This window comes from Microbacterium oleivorans, assembly GCF_023715745.1.
GTDB lineage: Bacteria > Actinomycetota > Actinomycetes > Actinomycetales > Microbacteriaceae > Microbacterium > Microbacterium oleivorans_D.
Window position 1 is genome coordinate 99,022 of the sequence record NZ_JAMBOV010000004.1, and the last position, 18,988, is coordinate 118,009.

Below are 18,988 nucleotides of genomic sequence, written 5' to 3' on the forward strand. Positions count from 1 at the left end.
TCCTGGCCCTCCTTGGTGCCCGGCTGGTAGCGTCCGCGACATGACGACGCCCGTCCCTGCGCGCCTGCGGTGGAGTGGTGCTGGCGCCGTCCTCGCCGTCGCCGTCCTCCAGGTGGTCGCCGTCGTCGTCACCGGGGCGTCGTGGTTTCTGCGAACCGTCTTCGCCGGTGGCGCGTGCGCACCCGACTGCGACTGGGCGACGGCGGATGCCGCGGGCGTGCTCTTCGTCGCGGCGATCCTCGCGAGCGTCGCCGTCACGGCGGCCGCGGCGGTCCTCGCGGGGCGGACGGGGCGCGACCTCGCCTGGGTCCCGCTGTTCTCGACCTCTCTGGTGGTCGCGGGCTATCTCGCGGCCGCTGCGCTCTTCGACGGCGCGATGCGGTGATCGGTCAGGTCGCGTTCCACAGGCTCCGGTAGTACGCCATCCGCTCCTCATCGGGTTCGACCCCGTAGGCCTCGAGCAGCAGACCGTCCCAGCCCGGCCCATAGTTCCAGCCCGTGCTCATCGCGGCGACGGCGATGTCTCCCCACCGGTCGCCGAGGCCCAGCTGCCCGAGGTCGACGTGTCCGCTCCAGCGTCCGTCGTCGCCGATGAGGGTGTTCGGCGCGCAGGCGTCGCCGTGGCAGACGACGAGGTGCTCGATCGGGGGCGGCTCGCGCAGAAGGCCGGGCAGGACCACACCTCGCGCGGCGGCATTCGCGATCCGCGACGGTACGGTCCAGTCGAAGGGGCAGGATGCCACGGGCAGGCTTTCGTGCAGGGCCCGCAAGCCCTCGCCGATCGCCCGCACCGCCGTCTCGGGACGCGCCACCCACTCGGGGTCGACGGCGGAACGTCCCGCGATCGCGCGCGTCACGAGCCACTCCGTCTCGCCGTCGTCGCCCTGTTCGACCACCGTCGGCACGCGCAGGTAGGGGGCCGCCCAGGCCATCCGCTCCGCCTCATCCGCCATCGAGGTCTCGAGATGGACCGGACCGATCTTGATGAACCGGTCGTCGTCGGTGCGGAATGTCCGCCCGCCGAGCGTGTTCTCCCACACCGGCACGAGTGCCGCACCCCGCGCGAGGCGACGCACGATCGGGGGGACGGGCGCGTCGGCGAAGGGGATGGACATCCCTCCATCCTGTCGTCGGCCGCCGCGGACGACTACCCTGGAGGCATCCTGCGGTCGTGGCACCCAGTCGCGCGTAGAGTGAAACTCGATTCCGTTCGAAGGAGAGCGCATGGACATCGCCGGAGCGTCCGCCCTCGTCACCGGGGGCGCCAGCGGGCTGGGCCTCGCGACCGCCCGCCGTCTGGCCGCGCAGGGCGCCCATGTCGTCATCGTCGACCTGCCGTCGTCTTCCGGCGCCGACGTCGCGGCGGAGCTCGACGGCACCTTCGCACCCGCCGATGTGACGGATGCCGCACAGGTCGAGGCCGCGGCGGCCGCGGCATCCGCCGTCGCACCACTGCGGATCGCGGTCAACTGCGCCGGCATCGCGCCACCCGCGAAGGTCCTCTCCCGTGACGGGTCGCCCAACCCGATCGCCGACTTCGAGCGCATCGTCCGGATCAACCTCATCGGCACGTACACCGTGATCGCCCACGCGGCGGCGGCGATGGCGGCGACCGAGCCCACGGCGTCCGGGGATCGGGGTGTCATCGTCAACACGGCCTCGGTCGCCGCGTTCGACGGTCAGATCGGTCAGCCCGCGTACTCCGCGAGCAAGGGCGGCGTGCACGCCATGACGCTGCCGATCGCCCGCGAACTGGCGCGGTCGGCGATCCGCGTCTGCACGATCGCCCCCGGCATCATGGAGACCCCCATGCTCGCGGGGCTCCCCGAGGCGGCGCAGGAGTCGCTCGGCCAACAGGTGCCCTACCCCGCGCGGCTCGGCAAACCTGACGAGTACGCCGCCCTCGTGCAGCACATCGTCGAGAACGGCTACCTCAACGGTGAGACGATCCGCCTCGACGGCTCGATCCGCATGGCCCCGAAGTGAGTGGAGACCGATGAGCGACACGATCCTGCTGCGCCGCGAGGGCGCGCTCGCGCGGCTGACCTTCAACCGCCCGGCGTCCCTCAACGCCATGGACTTCGAGATGGGCACGCGCTGGCGCGACCTCGCGCACGAGGTGACGAGCGACCCCACGGTCGGGGCGATCGTGCTGGATGCCGCGGGCCCGGCGTTCTGCGCCGGCGGCGATGTCGTGCAGATGGCGACCTCCGGAGGTGACGGCGGGGCCATCACCGAGATGGCCGGGGTGATCCACGACGGCATCCGCACGTTCGTGGAGTCGTCCATCCCGATGGTCGCGGCGGTGCAGGGTGCGGTCGCCGGCGGCGGGCTGGGACTGATGCTGACGGCGGACCACATCGTCGCCTCGCCGCGCGCCGTGTTCGTCAGCAAATACGCCAACATCGGTCTGACACCCGACCTCGGCGTCTCGACGCTGCTGCCCGCCGCGATCGGGGAGCGGCGGGCGCTGCAGCTGCTGCTGACCGACACGACGATCGACGCGCCCACCGCACTCGAGTGGGGGCTCGTCGCCGAGGTCGTCGAGCAGCCCGGTGACCGTGCAGAGCAGGTCGCCCGGGCCTGGCTCGACGGCGCGACCGGCGCGTTCGGAGAGGCCAAGCGCCTCGTCCGCACCGGTGCCGGCCGCTCGTTCGCCGAGAACCTCGACGACGAGGCGCGCACGATCGGCGCCGCCTTCGACACCGACGACTCGAGGACCCGCGTCGCCGCCTTCGCTGCGGCATCCCGGTCCCGTCGATCCTGATCCTCCTGGAGAACCCATGACCCTCGCCGGCAAGACCATTCTCATGTCGGGCGGCAGCCGCGGCATCGGCCTCGCGATCGCCCTGCGCGCCGCCCGCGACGGCGCGAACATCGCGCTGCTCGCGAAGACCGACACCCCGCATCCCAAGCTCGAAGGGACGGTGCACTCGGCGGCCGACGAGATTCGCGCGGCCGGGGGCCAGGCGTTGCCGATCGTGGGCGACGTCCGCGACGACGGTGACATCACCGAGGCCGTCATGAAGACGCAGGGCGAGTTCGGCGGCATCGACATCGTCGTCAACAACGCGTCGGTCATCGACCTGTCGGGTTCGCTCGAGCTCGCGGCGAAGAAGTACGACCTCATGCAGGACGTCAATGTGCGCGGCACCTTCATGCTGTCGCGGGCAGCGCTGCCGATCCTGAAGGACGCCGAGAACCCCCACATCCTCTCCCTGTCGCCCCCGCTCAACATCTCGCCGAAGTGGCTCGGCGCGCACACCGGCTACACCCTCGCGAAGTACGGCATGACGATGGCGACGCTCGGGCTTGCCGCGGAGTTCGCGAAGGACGGCGTCGCCGCCAACACGCTCTGGCCGCAGACGACGATCGCCACGGCGGCGGTGCAGTTCGCCCTCGGCGGCGACCGCATGATGAAGGTCAGCCGCACGCCGGAGATCTACGCCGACGCCGCCTACGAGGTGCTCTGCCGGCCGTCGCGCGAGGTCACCGGGCAGACGCTCATCGTCGAAGACGTGCTGCGCGATGCCGGCGTCACCGACTTCTCGCGCTATGCCGCGACGCCCGGCACCCCCGACAGCGAGCTGTTCCCCGACATCTTCCTCGACTGACCCGCTCGCGGAGGCAATGGATCCGGGCCGACACGCCGCCGAGCACGAGCGGATGCCGGGGTGTCGCGCACGATCCATTGCATCCGCGCACGCGGCCCCGCGCACGCAGCGCGGCGCGCGTCAGACGAGCCCGAGCTTCACGAAGGCGTTCCACACGCCGTCGTCGAGGACGTCGGTCGTGACGTTGCCCGCCCGCTCCTTCAGAGCCGGGTCGGCGTTGCCCATGGCGACGGGGGAGCCGACGACGTCGAACATCTCGGCATCGTTCCAGCTGTCGCCGATGCCGATCGCGTCGGCGGCATCCAGCCCGAGGATGTCGAGCACCCGGAGGATCGCTGATCCCTTCGTCGTCCCGCGCAGGCCGATCTCGCCGTTGGAGCCGCCAGGGAGGGGGATGCTGCCGGGGATGACGTGGAACCGCTCGCCGAGGTCGGCCTGGGCCTTGTCGACGCTGTCGGAGCGCTTGCTGATGAAGGTCGTCTTCGCGATCGCGTCCAGGTCCGCCTCGTGCACAGGACGGTAGGTGACGATGGGCTTCGGCTCGACGACGTCGGTCTGCCCGAGGCGGCGGGCGTCCTCGAGGTGGCGCTTGCGGCGCTCGGCGAAGTACTCGTCGAGCATGGCGCCCACACCCTCGCTCGCGTAGACCGCCTCGTCGGACTGCAGGAAGTAGTCGATGTCCTCCGCCTCGAAGTAAGAGATGAGCCGGTCGGTGTCCTCGCGCGGCATCGGGTCGGCGAAGAGTCGCTCGTCGCCGCGGACGGCGTAGGCGCCGCCGTTCGTGATCGCGCCGTCGTAGCCGATCTCGCGGACCTTGGGGTGGATGTCGCCTGCCGCGCGGCCCGTGCAGAGGTAGACGAGGTGGCCGTTCTCGCGCGCCGTCCGGATGGCGGTGATCGTCGAGTCGGCGATGGCCGTCCCGTGCTCGAGGATGGTTCCGTCCACGTCCAGGAAAGCGATGCGCGTCATGCGTCCATTCTCCCGGATGCGGACGGACGCGCGCTCCGGGGGAGGGTCAGAGCCGCTTGCGCAGGAAGACCTGCTCGGTGCCGTCGTCCCCCGGGACCCGCTCGCTCTCCTCGTACCCCTCGCGCTCGTACAGGCGCAGGTTCGCCTCGCTGAGAGAGCCGGTGAACAGCTCCGCCGTCGTGGCGCCGGCCTCGCGGCCGCGCTCCTCGACCGCCGACAGCAGTGCCGTGCCGAGACCCGAGCCCTGCTGGTCGGGGGCGATCGCGATGCGGCCGATGAGCAGCAGGTCGCCGTCTACACGGGCGCGCACGCAGCCGACCATGCGCTCGCCGTCGAGGGCGACGCATCCGAGGTTCTCCTCGAGCTCGCCGCGCACCTCGTCCAGGGTCTGCGTGAGCGGCGGCATGTCGACGGCGTCGTAGATGAGCGCCTCCTGCACGAAGGCCGCTCGCTGCAGGGTGAGCACCTCGCCCGCGTCGTCGACGGAGATGGGGCGGATGCGGGCGGTGCTCATTCGTTCAGCGTAATCCGCGCGCGGGTGGCGGCGGCCGCCCGCCTAGAGTGACCGCATGCCCGATGTGCGCTCCGCGATCGCCGCCCGTCCCCTCGTGCTCGACGGCGGACTCGGCACGATGCTCGAAGCCCGCGGCCACGACCTCAGCGGCGTGCTGTGGTCGGCCGGTGTGCTCATCGACGCCCCGGGCGACGTGCGCGACGTGCACGCCGCCTTCGTCGACGCCGGCGCCGACATCGTGACGACGGCGTCGTACCAGCTGGGCTATGACAATCTGGCGGAGGCGGGGAAGGATGCCGCCGAGGTCGACGCACTGCTCGGGGCCTCGGTGCGACTCGCGCGCGAGGCGACCGACGGTCGTGCGTGGGTCGCCGCATCCGTCGGTCCGTTCGGCGCCGTGCGCGCGGACGGGAGCGAGTACACCGGTGCCTACGGCATGTCGGTGGGCGAACTGGCCGAGTGGCATCGGCGACGGTTGCACGTGCTCTCCGAGGCCGGGCCCGATCTGCTCGCGGTCGAGACGATCGCCTCGCCCGCCGAGGCCGAGGCGGTGGCGATCGCCCTCGAGGGCGTCGGGATCCCGGCGTGGGTCTCGCTCTCGGGTTCCAGCACCGCGTTCGCGGACGACGGCGCGCTCGCCGCGGCGCTCGTGACGGCCGCGTCGCCCGCCGAGGTGGTCGCCGTCGGCGCGAACTGCTGTCCGCCGCGCGATATCGCCCGTGTTCTGACCGCGATGCCGAGCGCGACACCTGCCGTCGTCTATCCGAACAGCGGTGAAGCGTGGGACGCCATCTCGCGCTCGTGGCACGGCGACGCGACGGCGACCTTCGCGGACGTCGACGCGTGGCTGGATGCCGGAGCGCGGCTCATCGGCGGATGCTGCCGCACGACGCCCAAGGACATCGCCGGGCTCGCGCGACGCCTGAAGGACTGATCGGGGCCGGTGCGGCCGCGGGTTCGGGTCACCGCGGCCGCACCGGTCGCCTCAACGCGTGAGCGACGCGCCGTTGGTGCGGATGACCTCCGCGTACCAGTCGAACGACTTCTTCTTGTAGCGCTCGAGCGATCCGGTGCCGTCGTCGTTCCGGTCGACGTAGATGAACCCGTACCGCTTGCTCAGCTGCGCGCTCGAGGCGCTGACGACGTCGATGCAGCCCCACGAGGTGTAGCCGAGGACGGTGGCGCCGTCCTCGATCGCCTCGCCGACCTGGACGAGGTGATCGTTGAGGTAGGCGATCCTGTAGTCGTCGAGGACGGTCTTCACGCCGTCGACCTCGACGAGCTGGTCCTTCGCGCCCAGACCGTTCTCGACGACGAACAGCGGCTTCTGCCAGCGGTCCCAGAACTGGTTGATCACCAGTCGGAGGCCGATGGGATCGATCTGCCAGCCCCACTCGCTCGCTTCGAGCGTGGGGTTCGGAACGCCGCCCATGATGTTTCCCTCACCCGTGACCTTCTTGGCGGGGTCGGCGGTCGCGGCGACCGACATGTAGTAGCTGAACGAGACGAAGTCGACCGTGTTGGTGAGGTCCTCGCGGTCCTCGTCGGTGATCTCGAGCTCGATGCCCTTCTCGCGCAGGGTGCGCAGGAAGTAGCCGGGGTACTCGCCCCGGGTGTGGACGTCGCCGTAGACGAGGTTCGAGTGGTCGAACTGGAGCACCTCGAGGGCGTCGGCGGGCGACGGGCTCAGCGGGTAGACCGGCATCGACAGCACCATGCAGCCGATCTGTGCGTTCGGCGCGACCTCGCGGGCGATGCGAGTGGCCCGGGCGGAGGCGACCAGCTCGTGGTGCATCGCCTGGTACAGCGCCTGCTCGCCGAGCTCGTCCTTCGGTGTGTTGATGCCGCCCGACATGAAGGGTGCGTGCAGCAGCGAGTTGATCTCGTTGAACGTGAGCCAGTACTTCACGCGCGCGCCGTATCGCTCGAAGAGTGTCCGGGCGTAGCGCTCGTAGAAGCCGATGAGGCGGCGATCGGTCCAGCCGTCGTAGGTCTCGGCGAGGTGGAGCGGCGTCTCGTAGTGCGAGATCGTCACGAGCGGCTCGATGCCGTGCTTCTCGAGTTCGTCGAGCACCCGGTCGTAGAAGGCGAGGCCCTCCTCGTTGGGCTCGGTGTCGTCGCCGTTCGGGAAGATCCGGCTCCACGCGATCGAGAAGCGGTAGACGCCGAAACCCATCTCGGCGAACAGCGCGATGTCGTCGGCGTAGCGGTGGTAGAAGTCGATCGCCTCGAGCTTGAGGTTGTCGGGGGTGGGCGCGGCCGTCCGCGGACCGAAGATGCCGCGCGGCATGACGTCCTGGACCGAGAGTCCCTTCCCGCCCTGGTCGTATCCGCCCTCGATCTGGTTCGCGGCGGTCGCGCCGCCCCAGAGGAAGCCGTCGGGGAAGGAGGTGGTGCTCATGTGTCTCTCGTTTCGTATCGGGGGTTCGGAGCGTTCAGAAGGAAGCGGATGCCGGGTGTCGCCGCGCCGAGCGGGCGACACCCGGCATCCGCTCGGGATCAGGCCGAGACGGCCGCGGACTCGACCGAGACGGCCGTGAAGAGCGGCTCGCCGTGCGCGATGGGGCCGGACGCCCGACCGGTGATCGCCGGGTAGAGCTCGCCGTTGGTCACGACGATCGGGGTGGTCAGGTCGTAGCCCGCCCGCTCGATGGCGTCGCCGTCGAACTCGACGAGCAGGTCGCCGGCCTTCACCTGCTGACCCGTCGTGACCTTGACGTCGAAGTGGGTGCCGCCGAGCTTGACCGTGTCGATGCCGATGTGGATGAGCACCTCGGCGCCGTCGGCGTGACGCAGGCCGATCGCGTGGCCGGTCGGGAACGCGGCGGCGACCGTCGCATCGAACGGCGCGTAGAGGGCGCCGCTGCGGGGGAGGATCGCCACACCGTCGCCGAGGGCGCCTTCGGCGAAGGCGGCATCGGGGGTCTCGGACAGCGGCACGACCGTGCCGTCGAGGGGGCTGAGGACTTCGAGGTCGGTGGCGGCCGGCGCAGCCGCCGGGGCGGCCTCTTCGGCCGGCTCGACGAAGCCGATGAGGACCGTCAGCAGGAACGGCACGGCGATCGCGACGAGGAGTCCGATGCCGAGGAACACCATGTTCCCGTTACCGAGCAGGGCCGGGAGAGCGAGACCGGAGGGGACCACGAATGCGGTCGCGAACACCCCGCCGATCGCGATGATCGCGCCGCCGATCGCGCCGCCGACGATGCCGAACGCGAACGGGCGCTTGAGCGGCAGGTTGATGCCGTAGATCGCAGGCTCGGTGATGCCGGCGAGGAAGCCCGAGAGCGTCGCGGGGGCGGCGAGGGATTTGAGGTTCTTGTTGCGCGCGCGCACCCAGACACCCGCGACCGCAGCGGCCTGTGCCAGGACGGCGGCGAAGACCGGGCCGACGAGCAGGATCTGGCCGGTCGTCTGGAACTCGAGGGTGAACAGCGGGACGAGACCCCAGTGAAGGCCGAAGATGACGAACACCTGCCAGAGACCGCCCATGATCGCGCCACCGGCCCACGGAGCGTTCTCGAAGACCCAGCCGATGCCCGTGCCGAGGCCGCCGCCGAGGAGGTCGGAGATCGGACCGATGACGACGAAGACGAGCGGAACGGCGATGAGGACGACGATCATCGGGGTCATGAAGCGCTTCACGGCGCCGGGGAGCACGCGGTAGAGCACCTTCTCGGCGTGGCTCTGCAGCCAGACGATCACGATGATCGGGATGACGCTCGAGACGTAGCTCACCATCGTGAAGGGGATGCCGAAGAAGGTGAGACCCGGCTGGCCGACGAGGCCCGCCATCGTGGGGTAGACGAGGGCGCCGGCGATCGCCAGCGACGTCCACTCGTTGGCCTTGAAGTAGCGCGCCGCGGTGATCGACAGGGCGATCGGCAGGAAGTTGATGAAGGCGTCCGAGAGAGCGTTGAGGACGGCGTAGGTCGAGGTGTCGGTGGCGATCCAGCCGAAGGTGACGGCGGCGGCGAGGAATGCCTTCAGCAGACCGGTCCCGGCGAGGGCCCACAGCACCGGGGTGAAGATCGCCGAGATCATCGAGATGAAGCGGTTGAACAGGTTGCCCTTGGGGGCATCCGAGGTCGCTCCGTCGGCCGATGCGGCACCGAGCTTCGAGATCCTGCCGATCTCGGCGAAGACGTCTGGGACGTCGTTGCCGATGACCACCTGGTACTGCCCGCCGGCCTGGGCCACGGTCACGACACCGGGGGTCGCCTTCACGGCGGCGGTGTCGGCTTTCGACTCGTCCTTCAGCACGAAGCGCAGGCGGGTGGCGCAGTGCACGAGCGAACTGACGTTCTCTTCTCCGCCGACGCCCTCCAGGACGCCGGCCGCGGTCTTCGAGTAGTCCATCGGGACACGCTCTTTCTTGCCGCATCGGCGCGGCATTCTCGGGTGGAACACGCGCCGGGCCCGTTTCCGGGCAACAAAAAAACCTGAACTCGTTCACCGCTCGTGAAAGCGATGTGAGTTCAGGTTTTGCCTGCTGCCGCAGTAACAATCCGTCGCGTCGCAGGTCTGCATCGGCCTGCGATCCGAGACATTAGCATGCATCCGAATAGGACGCCAGTGTCATCCTCCCGGAGCGGAAGCCGGCGGTGCCCCGACCTGCGACGCGAGCCGCTCGACGTGCACGATGACGTACAGGAGCTCCTCGTCGGTGAGCTCGGACTCGGTCGCGGCTTTGACGTACGCCTTCACCTCCTGTGCGATGGCGAACGAGCGCGGGTAGCTGTGCTTGGCGAACTCGAAGAACGAGCTGTCGGCGCTTCGGAGCATCGACCTCGACACGAGGCGCTGCAGGAGGAACTGGATGTGGAGCACGAACCGGGCGTAGTCGGGGCTCTCGACGTCGAGTTTCACGCCGAGCCCGTTCTCGACCGTCAGGACGACGTGCTGGACGCGGCGGAACAGCAGTGCGGCGGTGCCGTTGGGTTCGTCCCGGGTCGCGTTCAGCACGTGCATCGTGAGGAAGACGGCCTCCTCGGCGGGCAGCTCGGTCTCGAGGGCGGCCGAGATCGACTCGGCCATCGTCTTCGCCGCGGCGAACTCGGCGGGGTGCAGCACGCGCAGCTCGGGCATGTTCGCGGCGGGGATCCGGATCCCCTTCTCCAGGCGCTCGAGCACGAACTGCACGTGGTCGATGACGGCGATCGTGAGGCGGCGTCCGAGGTGATGGCCGAGCGAGCGCTCCGCGTGGTCGACGGCGCGCGAGACGGCCTCGACGATGGCGTAGGGGGTGTCGGTCAGCATCCGCCGTTCGCGCTCGCCGTCCTCGCCCGTCTCGAGGATGAAGGTCTTCTCGACTTTCGCGGGGTCGATCGTGTCGGTGGGCTTCAGCTGGAATCCGAGCCCGCGGCCCATCAGCACGCGCTCGCGGCCCTGCTCGTCGAGTGAGATGACGACGTTGTTGTTGAGCACCTTGTGCACGACCGTGCCGCGCCGCTGCGGAGCCCCTTCCGTCATGGCGACGAGTCTAGAGCCGCCCGGCATCCGCCCAGCCCGCCGCCGGTAGCCTGGAAGGCATGACCGAGTCCACTCCCGCGCGCCCCGAGGGCATGTCCGCCGTGCGCACGACGACGGCCAAGCAGGTCCGTCCCGCGACCGAGGGGTGGACGCAGGCGAAGGATGCCGAGGGTCGCCCGCTCCTGCAGTTCGCGAGCCCCAAGCGCGGCAAGCCGCCCGTGCACCTCGCAGACCTCGATCACGATGCGCGCGTCGAGAAGCTGAAGGAGCTCGGGATGCCGGGGTTCCGCGCCGCTCAGCTCGAGAAGCACTACTTCCAGCACTACACCTCCGACCCCGTCCACATGACCGACCTTCCGGCGGCGAGCCGCGAAGAGCTCGTCGGCGGTCTGCTGCCGAACCTCATGACCGAGGTGCGCCGCCTCGAGACCGACGGCGGCGACACGATTAAGTTCCTGTGGCGCCTGCACGACGGCGCGCTCGTCGAGTCCGTGCTCATGCGGTACACCGGGCGCATCACGCTGTGCGTGTCGAGCCAGGCGGGGTGCGGCATGAACTGCCCGTTCTGCGCCACCGGGCAGGCGGGCCTGACGCGCAACATGTCGGCGGCCGAGATCGTCGACCAGGTCGTCCGCGCCAACCGCCTCATCGCCGACGGCGGCCTCGGTGACCCCCGCAAGGTCGGGCACAAGGACGAGCGCGTCACCAACATCGTCTTCATGGGCATGGGTGAGCCCCTCGCCAACTACGCCCGCGTCATGCAGGCCGTCCGCACGATGGTCGACAAGAAGCACGGCCTCGGGATGAGCGCGCGCGGCATCACGGTCTCGACCGTCGGCCTCGTGCCCGCGATCCGCAAGCTGAGCGCGGAAGAGATCCCGGTCACGTTCGCGCTGTCGCTGCATGCCCCCGACGACCACCTGCGCGACGAGCTCATCCCGGTCAACTCCCGCTGGAAGGTCGATGAGGCCCTCGACGCCGCCCGCGAGTACTTCGACAAGACCGGCCGTCGCGTCTCGATCGAGTACGCCCTCATCAAGGACATGAACGACCACGCCTGGCGCGCCGATCTCCTCGCCGAGAAGCTCAACGCCCGCGGCCGCGGCTGGGTGCACGTGAATCCCATCCCGCTCAACCCGACGCCCGGCTCGATCTGGACGTCGTCCGACGTCGACGTGCAGAACGAGTTCGTCCGGCGCCTCAACGATGCGGGCATCCCGACGACACTCCGCGACACGCGCGGCAAGGAGATCGACGGGGCCTGCGGGCAGCTCGTCGCGACCGAGGAGGACCAGGCCGCGGCAGCATCGGTCTGACCCGGGTCAGGCCTGGCGCACCCGTCTGGTTCGAGGGGTGATTCCGCCGGCGGCGTAACCCTGTCAAGGGCTGCGGAGTCGACCGCGGCGCGAGAGTAGCGTCGGATCCATGGTCAACTATCGATTCCTGGGCAACAGCGGCCTCAAGATCACCGAACTCACCTACGGCAACTGGCTCACCCACGGCTCGCAGGTCGAGAACGACGCGGCGATCGCGACGGTTCACAAGGCCCTCGATCTCGGCATCACCTCGTTCGACACTGCGGATGCGTACGCGAACACCGCCGCCGAGTCCGTCCTCGCCGAAGCGCTGAAAGGTCAGCGCCGCGAGTCACTCGAGATCTTCACGAAGGTCTACTGGCCGACCGGCCCCAAGGGGCCGAACGACCACGGTCTGTCCCGCAAGCACCTGCTCGAGGGCATCAACGGCTCGCTGAAGCGCCTCGGCACTGACTACGTCGACCTCTATCAGGCGCACCGCTACGACTACGAGACCCCGCTCGAAGAGACGATGCAGGCGTTCGCCGACATCGTCCGTCAGGGCAAGGCGCTCTACATCGGTGTCAGCGAGTGGACGGCGGAGCAGCTGCGGGCCGGCCACGCGCTCGCGAAGGAGCTCGGCTTCCAGCTGATCTCGAACCAGCCGCAGTACTCCGCGCTGTGGCGGGTCATCGAGGGCAAGGTCGTCCCCACCTCCGAGGAGCTCGGCATCTCGCAGATCGTCTGGTCGCCGCTCGCGCAGGGCGTCCTGACGGGCAAGTACCAGCCCGGTCAGCCGGCCCCCGAGGGTTCGCGCGCGACGGATGAGAAGGGCGGGTCCGATATGATCAAGCGCTTCATGAAGGATGAGACCCTCAGCGCGGTGCAGAAGCTGCAGCCGATCGCCGAGGGGGCGGGCGTCACGATGCCGCAGCTCGCCCTCGCGTGGGTGCTGCACAACCCGAACATCGCCGCCGCCATCATCGGGGCGTCGCGTCCCGAGCAGCTCGAGGACACCGTGAAGGCGTCGGGTATCGAGCTCGACGACGACACGTACGCGGCGATCAACGACGCGCTCGCGCCCGTCGCGGTCACCGACCCGGAGGAGACGTACTCCGTCTCGCCGAAGTCCCGTCTGATCTGACGAGCGCCGCCCGTCCGTGGCCTCGCACAGCGCCGGCATCCTGCTCTACCGTCTCGACGGTCAGGGCAGGGTGTCGGCGTTCGTCGCTCACATGGGCGGACCGTACTGGGCGAGCAAGGACGAGGGTGCCTGGTCGATCCCCAAGGGGGAGCTCGAGGACGGCGAGGATGCGCTGGATGCCGCGAAACGGGAGTTTCGCGAAGAGCTCGGTGTCCCCGCGCCCGACGCCGATTACGCCGAACTCGGCACCTTCTCGTACTCATCGGGCAAGCGCGTGACGGTGTTCGTCGCGGACGGTGCCGGCTTCGACGCCGAAGAGTTCACCTTCGGCGAGTTCGAGATGGAGTGGCCGCCGCGCTCAGGCAAGAGCGACGCATTCCCCGAGGTCGACCGTGCCGAGTGGATGCCGCTGGCCCGGGCGCGCGAACGGGTCGTGAAGGGGCAGCAGCCGGCGTTCGACCGGTTGGCGGAACTGCTGTCTCAGGCTCGCTGAGTCAGCGCTTCTTCTTCGGCGCTTCGGACACGTCGAGCTTCTCGTGCAAGCCTCCGAGCGATGACCACGCCGATTCCTTGCCGGATGCCGCGTGTTCCGCCCCGCGCACGGCACGCTCGTCGGCCCACTCGTTGAGGACGTGACCGCGGTGCCCTCGGACGTGCTCGAGCACGACGTCGGGGAGTCCCGCCGCGCGTCGCGCGTCGCGCGCGGAGATGAGCTTCTCGAGGAGGTCGACGTTCTTGGTGGGCGCACCGGTCGAGGTCTTCCAGCCGCGACGGCGGTGGCCGTCCATCCATTTCTGGTAGGTGTCGATCGCGTACTTCGAGTCGGCCTGCACGACGAGGTCACGCACGTCGGTGTGGTCCTCGATCGCCTTCAGCAGTCCCATCAGCTCGCCCACGTTGTTCGTCCCCTGGATGATCGAGCCTGCGGCCCAGTGGCCGTCTTCACCGACCCACGCCCAGCCCGTCGGTCCGGGATTGCCCTTGCAGGCGCCGTCGGTGGCCACGACATAGCGGGAGGATTCGGTCACCCGACAACGCTACCCGCCCTCGCATCCGCGGCCCTCGCCGTAGCAGGGGACGTACGTCCATGACGGAGGCGGCTCCGGCGGTCGCGGGAAGTCGAAGCGGTCTCGGGGCACGGGCAGTGTGACGGCCACACCCAGGCCCAGGAGGAGGGTGATCGCCGCCGACCAGATCAGTGCGTGTCGGCGCGCGACCGCGGCGCAGGCGATCGCCGCAACGGCGGCCGACGCCCCCACCGCCACGGTGGCGACGTATCGGGAGCCCGCCTCGGGCCGGGGCTGCGGAGTTGTGCCACCGAGGGAGAAGTACACGGAGAAGAAGTGGAGCGGGAGGGCGAAGACGGCGATCATCGCGACCAGGAGCGCGACGATCGCGACGGTGCGGAACCAGACGCGGCGATTGACGCGGTGAGAGAAGCCCCGTGCAACGGCGATGCCCGCGAGGACGGAGCCCGCGAATCCGACCGTCCGGCCGAGGAGGAGGGCCGTCGCGACCGGGTCGTCGAGGAAGAGAACGCCCCCGTTCTCCCAGACGGCGGCCAGGATCGAGGCGACGGGAGCGAGCAGGAATGCGATGGCTGGAGCGAAGGCGGCCCGTGTCCGCGGGGCGGCCAGAACGACAACGATGATGAGTGCCGTCCAGATGGCGGGGGTGAGCAGTAGACCCCAGAGGATCGCAGCCTTCACGCCCGTGCCCAACAGTGTCAGGTACAGGAATGAGCCGACGATGAACGCGACGCTGCCGGCTGCAGCGGTCGTGAGCAGCAGGCGCCGCGATGACCACGACCCCTGCGAATCGTTCATGCCCACTTCGGCCCCCCGCCGTCGTCGCTTTCGGTGAGCCTAGGGGACGGGGCCCCGCGTCGGCGGGACCCCGTGTCGCGTCACGGACGCAGCAGAACCTTGCCGACGCGGCCGGCGGTCAGGCTCGCCCGGGCGGCGTCGCGCGCCTGCTCGAGGTGGAACGTGGCCGACACCGGGAGGGTGAGGACACCGGAGGAAAGGTGCTGAGCGAGCTCGCCGAAGAGTCGGCCTCGCTTGGCGGCATCCATCTCGGTGCTCACCTTGCTGCCCCAGAATCCCTTGATCGTGATGTGGCGGAAGATGACCGGGCCCGAGGCGAGCTGCATGACGGGGGCGTCCATCGCGCCGAAGACGACGAGCGTCGCGTTCTCTCCGAGGAGCGAGAGGACGTGGCCGCTCGACTCGCCGCCCACCGAGTCGACGCCGGCGATGATGGAGGCGCCACCGGTGATCTCGGCGACCTTGTCCTGCCAGTCGTCGGTGTCGACGGCGACGACGCGGTCGATGCCCTGCTCGGCGAGTTCGGTGACGGCGGCGCTCCGACGGACGAGGCCGACGACGTTGAGCCCGCGTGCGCGGCCGATCTGGGCGACCATGCGCCCGACGGCGCCGTTGGCGGCGTTCTGGACGAGCCAGTCACCGGGCTTCAGGTCAAGGAAGTCGATGAGGCTGATGGCGCTGAACGGCATGGACACGAGCTGGGCCGCCTGCTCGTCGGGGAGGTCCTCGGGAACCGGGATGAGGGTCGCGGCGCGGGCGATGAACTGCTCGGCCCACACGCCGAAAGTGCCGCCGGTGGCCACGCGCTGCCCGACCTGAAGATTCTCGACGCCCTCGCCGAGCTCTTCGACGACACCGACGGCCTCGGTGCCGGAGCGGGCAGGAAGCTCGGGCTTGTAGCCGTAGGTCCCGCGGACCGTCCACAGGTCGTGGTTGTGGATGGGTGAGGCGAGCAGTCGCACGCGAACCTCTCCCGAATCCGGCGTCGGGTCGGGGGTCTCGGTGATCTCGAGGACGTCGGCCGGTTCGCCGAAGACAGGGTGGGTGACTGCGCGCATGTTTCCTCCAGGCGTCATTTTGTAACGATCGGTCTAATATAGTACCGACGGCTGAGAGGAGCATCCATGGGGCGCACGGCGACATTCGATCGCGGGGACGTCGTCCGCGCCGCGCGCGACGTGTTCTGGTCGCGCGGCTACGCGGAGACGGGGATCGGCGAGCTCGAGGAGGCCACCGGGCTCAATCGCTCGAGCCTGTACCACGCGTTCGGCAGCAAGAAGGGTCTCTTCGAGGCGGTAGTCGCGGCCTACCTGGAGGAGGTCGTCCGTAGGCGCCTCGCACCGCTGCAGCGATCGGATGCCGCGGCCACGGCGCTCGCCGACTACGTCGCCGAGATGCGCGAGGCCATCGCCGGCGGATCACCGCGTGCCCGGTCGGGCTGTCTGCTGATCAACGCCGCCTGCGGCCCCCTCGTGGACGACGAGCCGGAGCTGCGAGCGATCGTCACTCGCTACGCGGACGAGCTCCGGGAGGGCGTCGCCCGCGGAGTGGCCGCGGCTCGGCCCGGCCTGTCCGAGGCAGCCCGGGCGCCGCTCGCCGAGGCCGTCGCGTCTCTCGTCATCGCCGCGTTGGCGATAGCCCGGACCGATCCGGACGCCGCGGTCCGCAGTCTCGATGCGGTCGCCCCGCTCGTCGCGGGCTGGCGAGCCTGAATCCGCCACTCGGCCGTACGCGAAGACAATGTGTACATTGATCGGTTGGTAGGAGGAAAGTAGTCCGAAGTTCTCAGGCGGTGCATACAATGGCGAAGTGAGCCACGGGAACCGCGCCAGCGACCGGGCCTACGCGACCCTCCTCGACGAGATCCAGTCGGGCGCACTCGCCCCGGGAACCGTCATCAGCGAGACGGAGCAGGCGGCCCGCCTCGGCGTCAGTCGCACACCACTGCGCGAGGCGCTCGCGCGACTTGCGGCGCACAGCCTCGTCACACAGGTCTCGCCGCGGGTCACCGTCGTCAGCGGCGTCGAGGCCGACGACATCCGCGCTCTCTTCGACGTGCGCCGCGCGCTCGAGGAGACGGCGGCGCGGCTCGCTGCCCGCACGCCCGACCGCTCGGCGTTCGCGGCCCTCGCCGCAGCCTTCGCCGACATCCAGGCGGCGGGCGGTCCCGCCGGGGACGCCGACGGGTACTACGCCCTCATCGCCCGCTTCGACGCCGAACTCGACGCCGCGGTCCGCAACGACTACCTCACGTCTGCGCTGCACACCGTCCGCACGCACCTCGTCCGGGTGCGCCGACTCGCGCGCGACAATCCGGAACGGCTCACCGCCTCGGTCGCCGAGCACCGCCTCATCGCGAGCGCGATCGTCGCCGGCGACGGCGACCTGGCGGCCCACGCCACGCACGTCCATCTGCACAACGCGCTCGCCTCGATCCTCGACTCCCTGTCCGCCATCCCGGAGGAAACGCCATGACCGTCACCCACCACGTCCGCGTGTACCGCAGCGACGAGCCGCTGCCCCGCGAGGAGCAGCTCGCCTACAAGATCGCGCAGGTCGCGGTCGACCCCGTGGCCGTCGAGGACGACGTCGTCGACATGATCGTGAACCGCATCATCGACAACGCGGCGGTGGCCGCCGCATCCCTCACCCGCCGCCCCGTCAGCTCCGCACGCACCCAGGCGCTCTCGCACCCCGTCTCGACCGGCGGGCACGGCGGCACGGTGTTCGGCGTCCCGAACGAGACCCGGACCAGCCCCGAGTGGGCGGCGTGGGCGAACGGCGTCGCCGTCCGCGAGCTCGATTACCACGACACGTTCCTGGCGGCGGAGTACTCCCACCCGGGCGACAACATCCCCGCGATCCTCGCCGTCGCCCAGCACGTCGGGGCAGACGGCGCCGCGCTCGTCCGAGGGCTCGCGACCGGCTACGAGGTCCAGGTCGACCTCGTCCGCGCCATCAGCCTGCACAAACACAAGATCGACCACGTCGCCCACCTCGGCCCGTCGGCCGCCGCGGGGATCGGAACGCTGCTGGCGCTCGACGTCGACACGATCTATCAGGCCGTCGGGCAGGCGCTCCACACCACGACCGCGACGCGTCAGTCGCGCAAGGGCGAGATCTCGACGTGGAAGGCGCACGCGCCGGCCTTCGCCGGGAAGATGGCCGTCGAGGCGGTCGACCGTGCGATGCGCGGCGAGACCTCGCCGTCCCCGATCTACGAGGGCGAGGACGGCGTCATCGCGTGGCTCCTCGACGGCAAGGACGCCGCGTACGAGGTTCCGCTCCCCGCTGCGGGGGAGCCGAAGCGGGGCATCCTCGACACGTACACCAAGGAGCACTCGGCCGAGTATCAGGCGCAGGCGTGGGTCGACCTCGCCCGCAAGCTCGGCACCCAGCGGCCCGAGCTGCGGGACCCGGCGAACGTCGCGCAGATCGTCCTGCACACGAGCCACCACACGCACTACGTGATCGGCTCGGGCGCCGGGGATCCGCAGAAGTACGACCCGACGGCATCCCGCGAGACCCTCGACCACTCGATCCCGTACATCTTCGCCGTCGCGTTGCAGGACGGCGGCTGGCACCACGTCGACTCGTACACGCCCGAGCGCGCCGGCCGCCCCGACACGGTGGCCCTGTGGCACAAGGTGACGACCGCCGAGGATGCCGAGTGGACGCGGCGCTATCACTCCGAGGATCCTGACGAGAAGGCGTTCGGCGGGCGTGTGGAGATCACGCTCACCGACGGGTCGACGGTCATCGACGAGATCGCCGTGGCCGACGCGCACCCGCTGGGGGCGAGACCGTTCGCGCGGGAGGACTACATCCGCAAATTCCGCCTCTTGGCCGAGCCGGTGCTCGAGGCCGCCGAGATCGAGCGGTTCCTCGCACTTGTGCAGCGCCTGCCCGAACTCACCGCGGACGAGGTCCGTCAGCTGGACTTCGTGGCCGCGCCCGGCGTTCTCGCGGCCGCCCCCGCCCCGAAGGGACTCTTCTGATGGAGAGCGTGGTCGGCCGCGCGTTCGGCATCCAGTCCCTGCTCTCGGGAGCCGATCGTCGTCCGGCTGCGGAAACCCGCGATTCCGGGACGCACGGTGAGATGCGGCATCGGTCGGGACTGAATTCGGAACGCGGTCGCATCGAGAGAGGGACCC

General features: G+C 69.9%; 20 protein-coding genes. 11 read left to right on the top strand and 9 right to left on the bottom strand.

Going from position 1 to position 18,988, the window contains the following annotated elements; genetic code table 11:
- The first annotated feature begins 40 nt into the window (after nucleotides 1-40).
- Nucleotides 41-385 (top strand): hypothetical protein, encoded by a 345-nt coding sequence (locus tag M3190_RS11310; protein ID WP_251581567.1) that lies wholly within the window; start codon nucleotides 41-43, stop codon nucleotides 383-385.
- A gap of 4 nt (nucleotides 386-389) precedes the next feature.
- On the opposite strand, the gene M3190_RS11315 is transcribed toward M3190_RS11310, so the two are convergent.
- Nucleotides 390-1,115, bottom strand: coding sequence for an aminoglycoside 3'-phosphotransferase (locus M3190_RS11315; RefSeq protein ID WP_251581569.1), 726 nt, complete (start codon nucleotides 1,113-1,115; stop codon nucleotides 390-392).
- Between the two features lie 109 nt (nucleotides 1,116-1,224).
- On the opposite strand from M3190_RS11315, the gene M3190_RS11320 reads away from it, so the two are divergent.
- Genes M3190_RS11320 through M3190_RS11330 form a run of 3 tightly spaced genes read left to right on the top strand, consistent with a single transcriptional unit; the run spans nucleotide 1,225 to nucleotide 3,614 of the window.
- Complete coding sequence (locus tag M3190_RS11320) at nucleotides 1,225-1,986, top strand: SDR family NAD(P)-dependent oxidoreductase (protein WP_251581578.1); 762 nt, start codon at nucleotides 1,225-1,227, stop codon at nucleotides 1,984-1,986.
- Between the two features lie 10 nt (nucleotides 1,987-1,996).
- Complete coding sequence (locus M3190_RS11325; protein WP_251581580.1) at nucleotides 1,997-2,767, top strand: enoyl-CoA hydratase/isomerase family protein; 771 nt, start codon at nucleotides 1,997-1,999, stop codon at nucleotides 2,765-2,767.
- A gap of 16 nt (nucleotides 2,768-2,783) precedes the next feature.
- Nucleotides 2,784-3,614 carry an SDR family oxidoreductase gene (locus M3190_RS11330; RefSeq protein ID WP_251581581.1) on the top strand — a complete coding sequence of 277 codons (831 nt, stop codon included), beginning with the start codon at nucleotides 2,784-2,786 and terminating at the stop codon, nucleotides 3,612-3,614.
- 120 nt (nucleotides 3,615-3,734) lie between these two features.
- On the opposite strand, the gene M3190_RS11335 is transcribed toward M3190_RS11330, so the two are convergent.
- Together M3190_RS11335 and M3190_RS11340 are read right to left on the bottom strand one after the other, a co-directional pair.
- Nucleotides 3,735-4,583, bottom strand: coding sequence for a Cof-type HAD-IIB family hydrolase (locus tag M3190_RS11335; protein ID WP_251581583.1), 849 nt, complete (start codon nucleotides 4,581-4,583; stop codon nucleotides 3,735-3,737).
- Nucleotides 4,584-4,629: 46 nt separating this feature from the next.
- The gene (locus tag M3190_RS11340; protein WP_251581585.1) at nucleotides 4,630-5,097 is read right to left on the bottom strand and encodes a GNAT family N-acetyltransferase; all 468 of its coding nucleotides are present in this window, start codon (nucleotides 5,095-5,097) and stop codon (nucleotides 4,630-4,632) included.
- A 55-nt stretch (nucleotides 5,098-5,152) separates the two neighbouring features.
- Between M3190_RS11340 and mmuM the strand changes: the two genes are divergently transcribed.
- Nucleotides 5,153-6,031 (top strand): homocysteine S-methyltransferase, encoded by an 879-nt coding sequence (gene mmuM / locus M3190_RS11345; RefSeq protein WP_251581593.1) that lies wholly within the window; start codon nucleotides 5,153-5,155, stop codon nucleotides 6,029-6,031.
- A 51-nt stretch (nucleotides 6,032-6,082) separates the two neighbouring features.
- Here mmuM and M3190_RS11350 read toward each other — a convergent pair whose 3' ends face one another.
- The 3 genes from M3190_RS11350 to M3190_RS11360 form a co-directional block, all read right to left on the bottom strand.
- On the bottom strand, nucleotides 6,083-7,498 hold the full coding sequence (locus M3190_RS11350; RefSeq protein WP_251581595.1) for a glycoside hydrolase family 1 protein: 1,416 nt from the start codon (nucleotides 7,496-7,498) through the stop codon (nucleotides 6,083-6,085).
- A 98-nt stretch (nucleotides 7,499-7,596) separates the two neighbouring features.
- Nucleotides 7,597-9,456 (bottom strand): beta-glucoside-specific PTS transporter subunit IIABC, encoded by a 1,860-nt coding sequence (locus M3190_RS11355; protein WP_251581604.1) that lies wholly within the window; start codon nucleotides 9,454-9,456, stop codon nucleotides 7,597-7,599.
- 219 nt (nucleotides 9,457-9,675) lie between these two features.
- On the bottom strand, nucleotides 9,676-10,569 hold the full coding sequence (locus M3190_RS11360) for a PRD domain-containing protein (RefSeq protein WP_251581613.1): 894 nt from the start codon (nucleotides 10,567-10,569) through the stop codon (nucleotides 9,676-9,678).
- A 59-nt stretch (nucleotides 10,570-10,628) separates the two neighbouring features.
- Between M3190_RS11360 and rlmN the strand changes: the two genes are divergently transcribed.
- From rlmN to M3190_RS11375, 3 genes are all read left to right on the top strand, one after another.
- The gene (gene rlmN, locus M3190_RS11365) at nucleotides 10,629-11,885 is read left to right on the top strand and encodes a 23S rRNA (adenine(2503)-C(2))-methyltransferase RlmN (RefSeq protein WP_439958028.1); all 1,257 of its coding nucleotides are present in this window, start codon (nucleotides 10,629-10,631) and stop codon (nucleotides 11,883-11,885) included.
- 109 nt (nucleotides 11,886-11,994) lie between these two features.
- Nucleotides 11,995-13,008, top strand: coding sequence for an aldo/keto reductase family protein (locus M3190_RS11370; RefSeq protein WP_251581615.1), 1,014 nt, complete (start codon nucleotides 11,995-11,997; stop codon nucleotides 13,006-13,008).
- Between the two features lie 16 nt (nucleotides 13,009-13,024).
- A complete protein-coding gene (locus M3190_RS11375) occupies nucleotides 13,025-13,501 on the top strand; it encodes an NUDIX domain-containing protein (RefSeq protein WP_251581617.1) in 477 nt (158 codons plus the stop codon).
- 1 nt (nucleotide 13,502) lies between these two features.
- On the opposite strand, the gene M3190_RS11380 is transcribed toward M3190_RS11375, so the two are convergent.
- The 3 genes from M3190_RS11380 to M3190_RS11390 all read right to left on the bottom strand — a co-directional run bounded on the left by M3190_RS11380 (nucleotide 13,503) and on the right by M3190_RS11390 (nucleotide 15,892).
- Complete coding sequence (locus M3190_RS11380) at nucleotides 13,503-14,036, bottom strand: ribonuclease H family protein (protein WP_251581619.1); 534 nt, start codon at nucleotides 14,034-14,036, stop codon at nucleotides 13,503-13,505.
- A gap of 9 nt (nucleotides 14,037-14,045) precedes the next feature.
- Nucleotides 14,046-14,834, bottom strand: coding sequence for a hypothetical protein (locus M3190_RS11385; protein ID WP_251581621.1), 789 nt, complete (start codon nucleotides 14,832-14,834; stop codon nucleotides 14,046-14,048).
- 80 nt (nucleotides 14,835-14,914) lie between these two features.
- Nucleotides 14,915-15,892, bottom strand: a complete 978-nt coding sequence (locus M3190_RS11390; protein ID WP_251581623.1) for a zinc-binding dehydrogenase — start codon at nucleotides 15,890-15,892, stop codon at nucleotides 14,915-14,917.
- A gap of 66 nt (nucleotides 15,893-15,958) precedes the next feature.
- Here M3190_RS11390 and M3190_RS11395 point away from each other — a divergent pair, with 66 nt between their 5' ends.
- The 3 genes from M3190_RS11395 to M3190_RS11405 all read left to right on the top strand — a co-directional run bounded on the left by M3190_RS11395 (nucleotide 15,959) and on the right by M3190_RS11405 (nucleotide 18,832).
- Entirely contained in the window at nucleotides 15,959-16,546 is a 588-nt protein-coding gene (locus tag M3190_RS11395; protein WP_251581625.1) for a TetR/AcrR family transcriptional regulator, read from the top strand.
- A gap of 97 nt (nucleotides 16,547-16,643) precedes the next feature.
- The gene (locus tag M3190_RS11400) at nucleotides 16,644-17,309 is read left to right on the top strand and encodes a GntR family transcriptional regulator (protein WP_251581627.1); all 666 of its coding nucleotides are present in this window, start codon (nucleotides 16,644-16,646) and stop codon (nucleotides 17,307-17,309) included.
- Nucleotides 17,306-18,832: an MmgE/PrpD family protein gene (locus M3190_RS11405; protein ID WP_251581629.1), complete on the top strand. Its 1,527-nt coding sequence runs from the start codon at nucleotides 17,306-17,308 to the stop codon at nucleotides 18,830-18,832. The genes M3190_RS11400 and M3190_RS11405 overlap by 4 nt, the downstream gene beginning before the upstream one ends.
- Nucleotides 18,833-18,988: the final 156 nt, after the last annotated feature.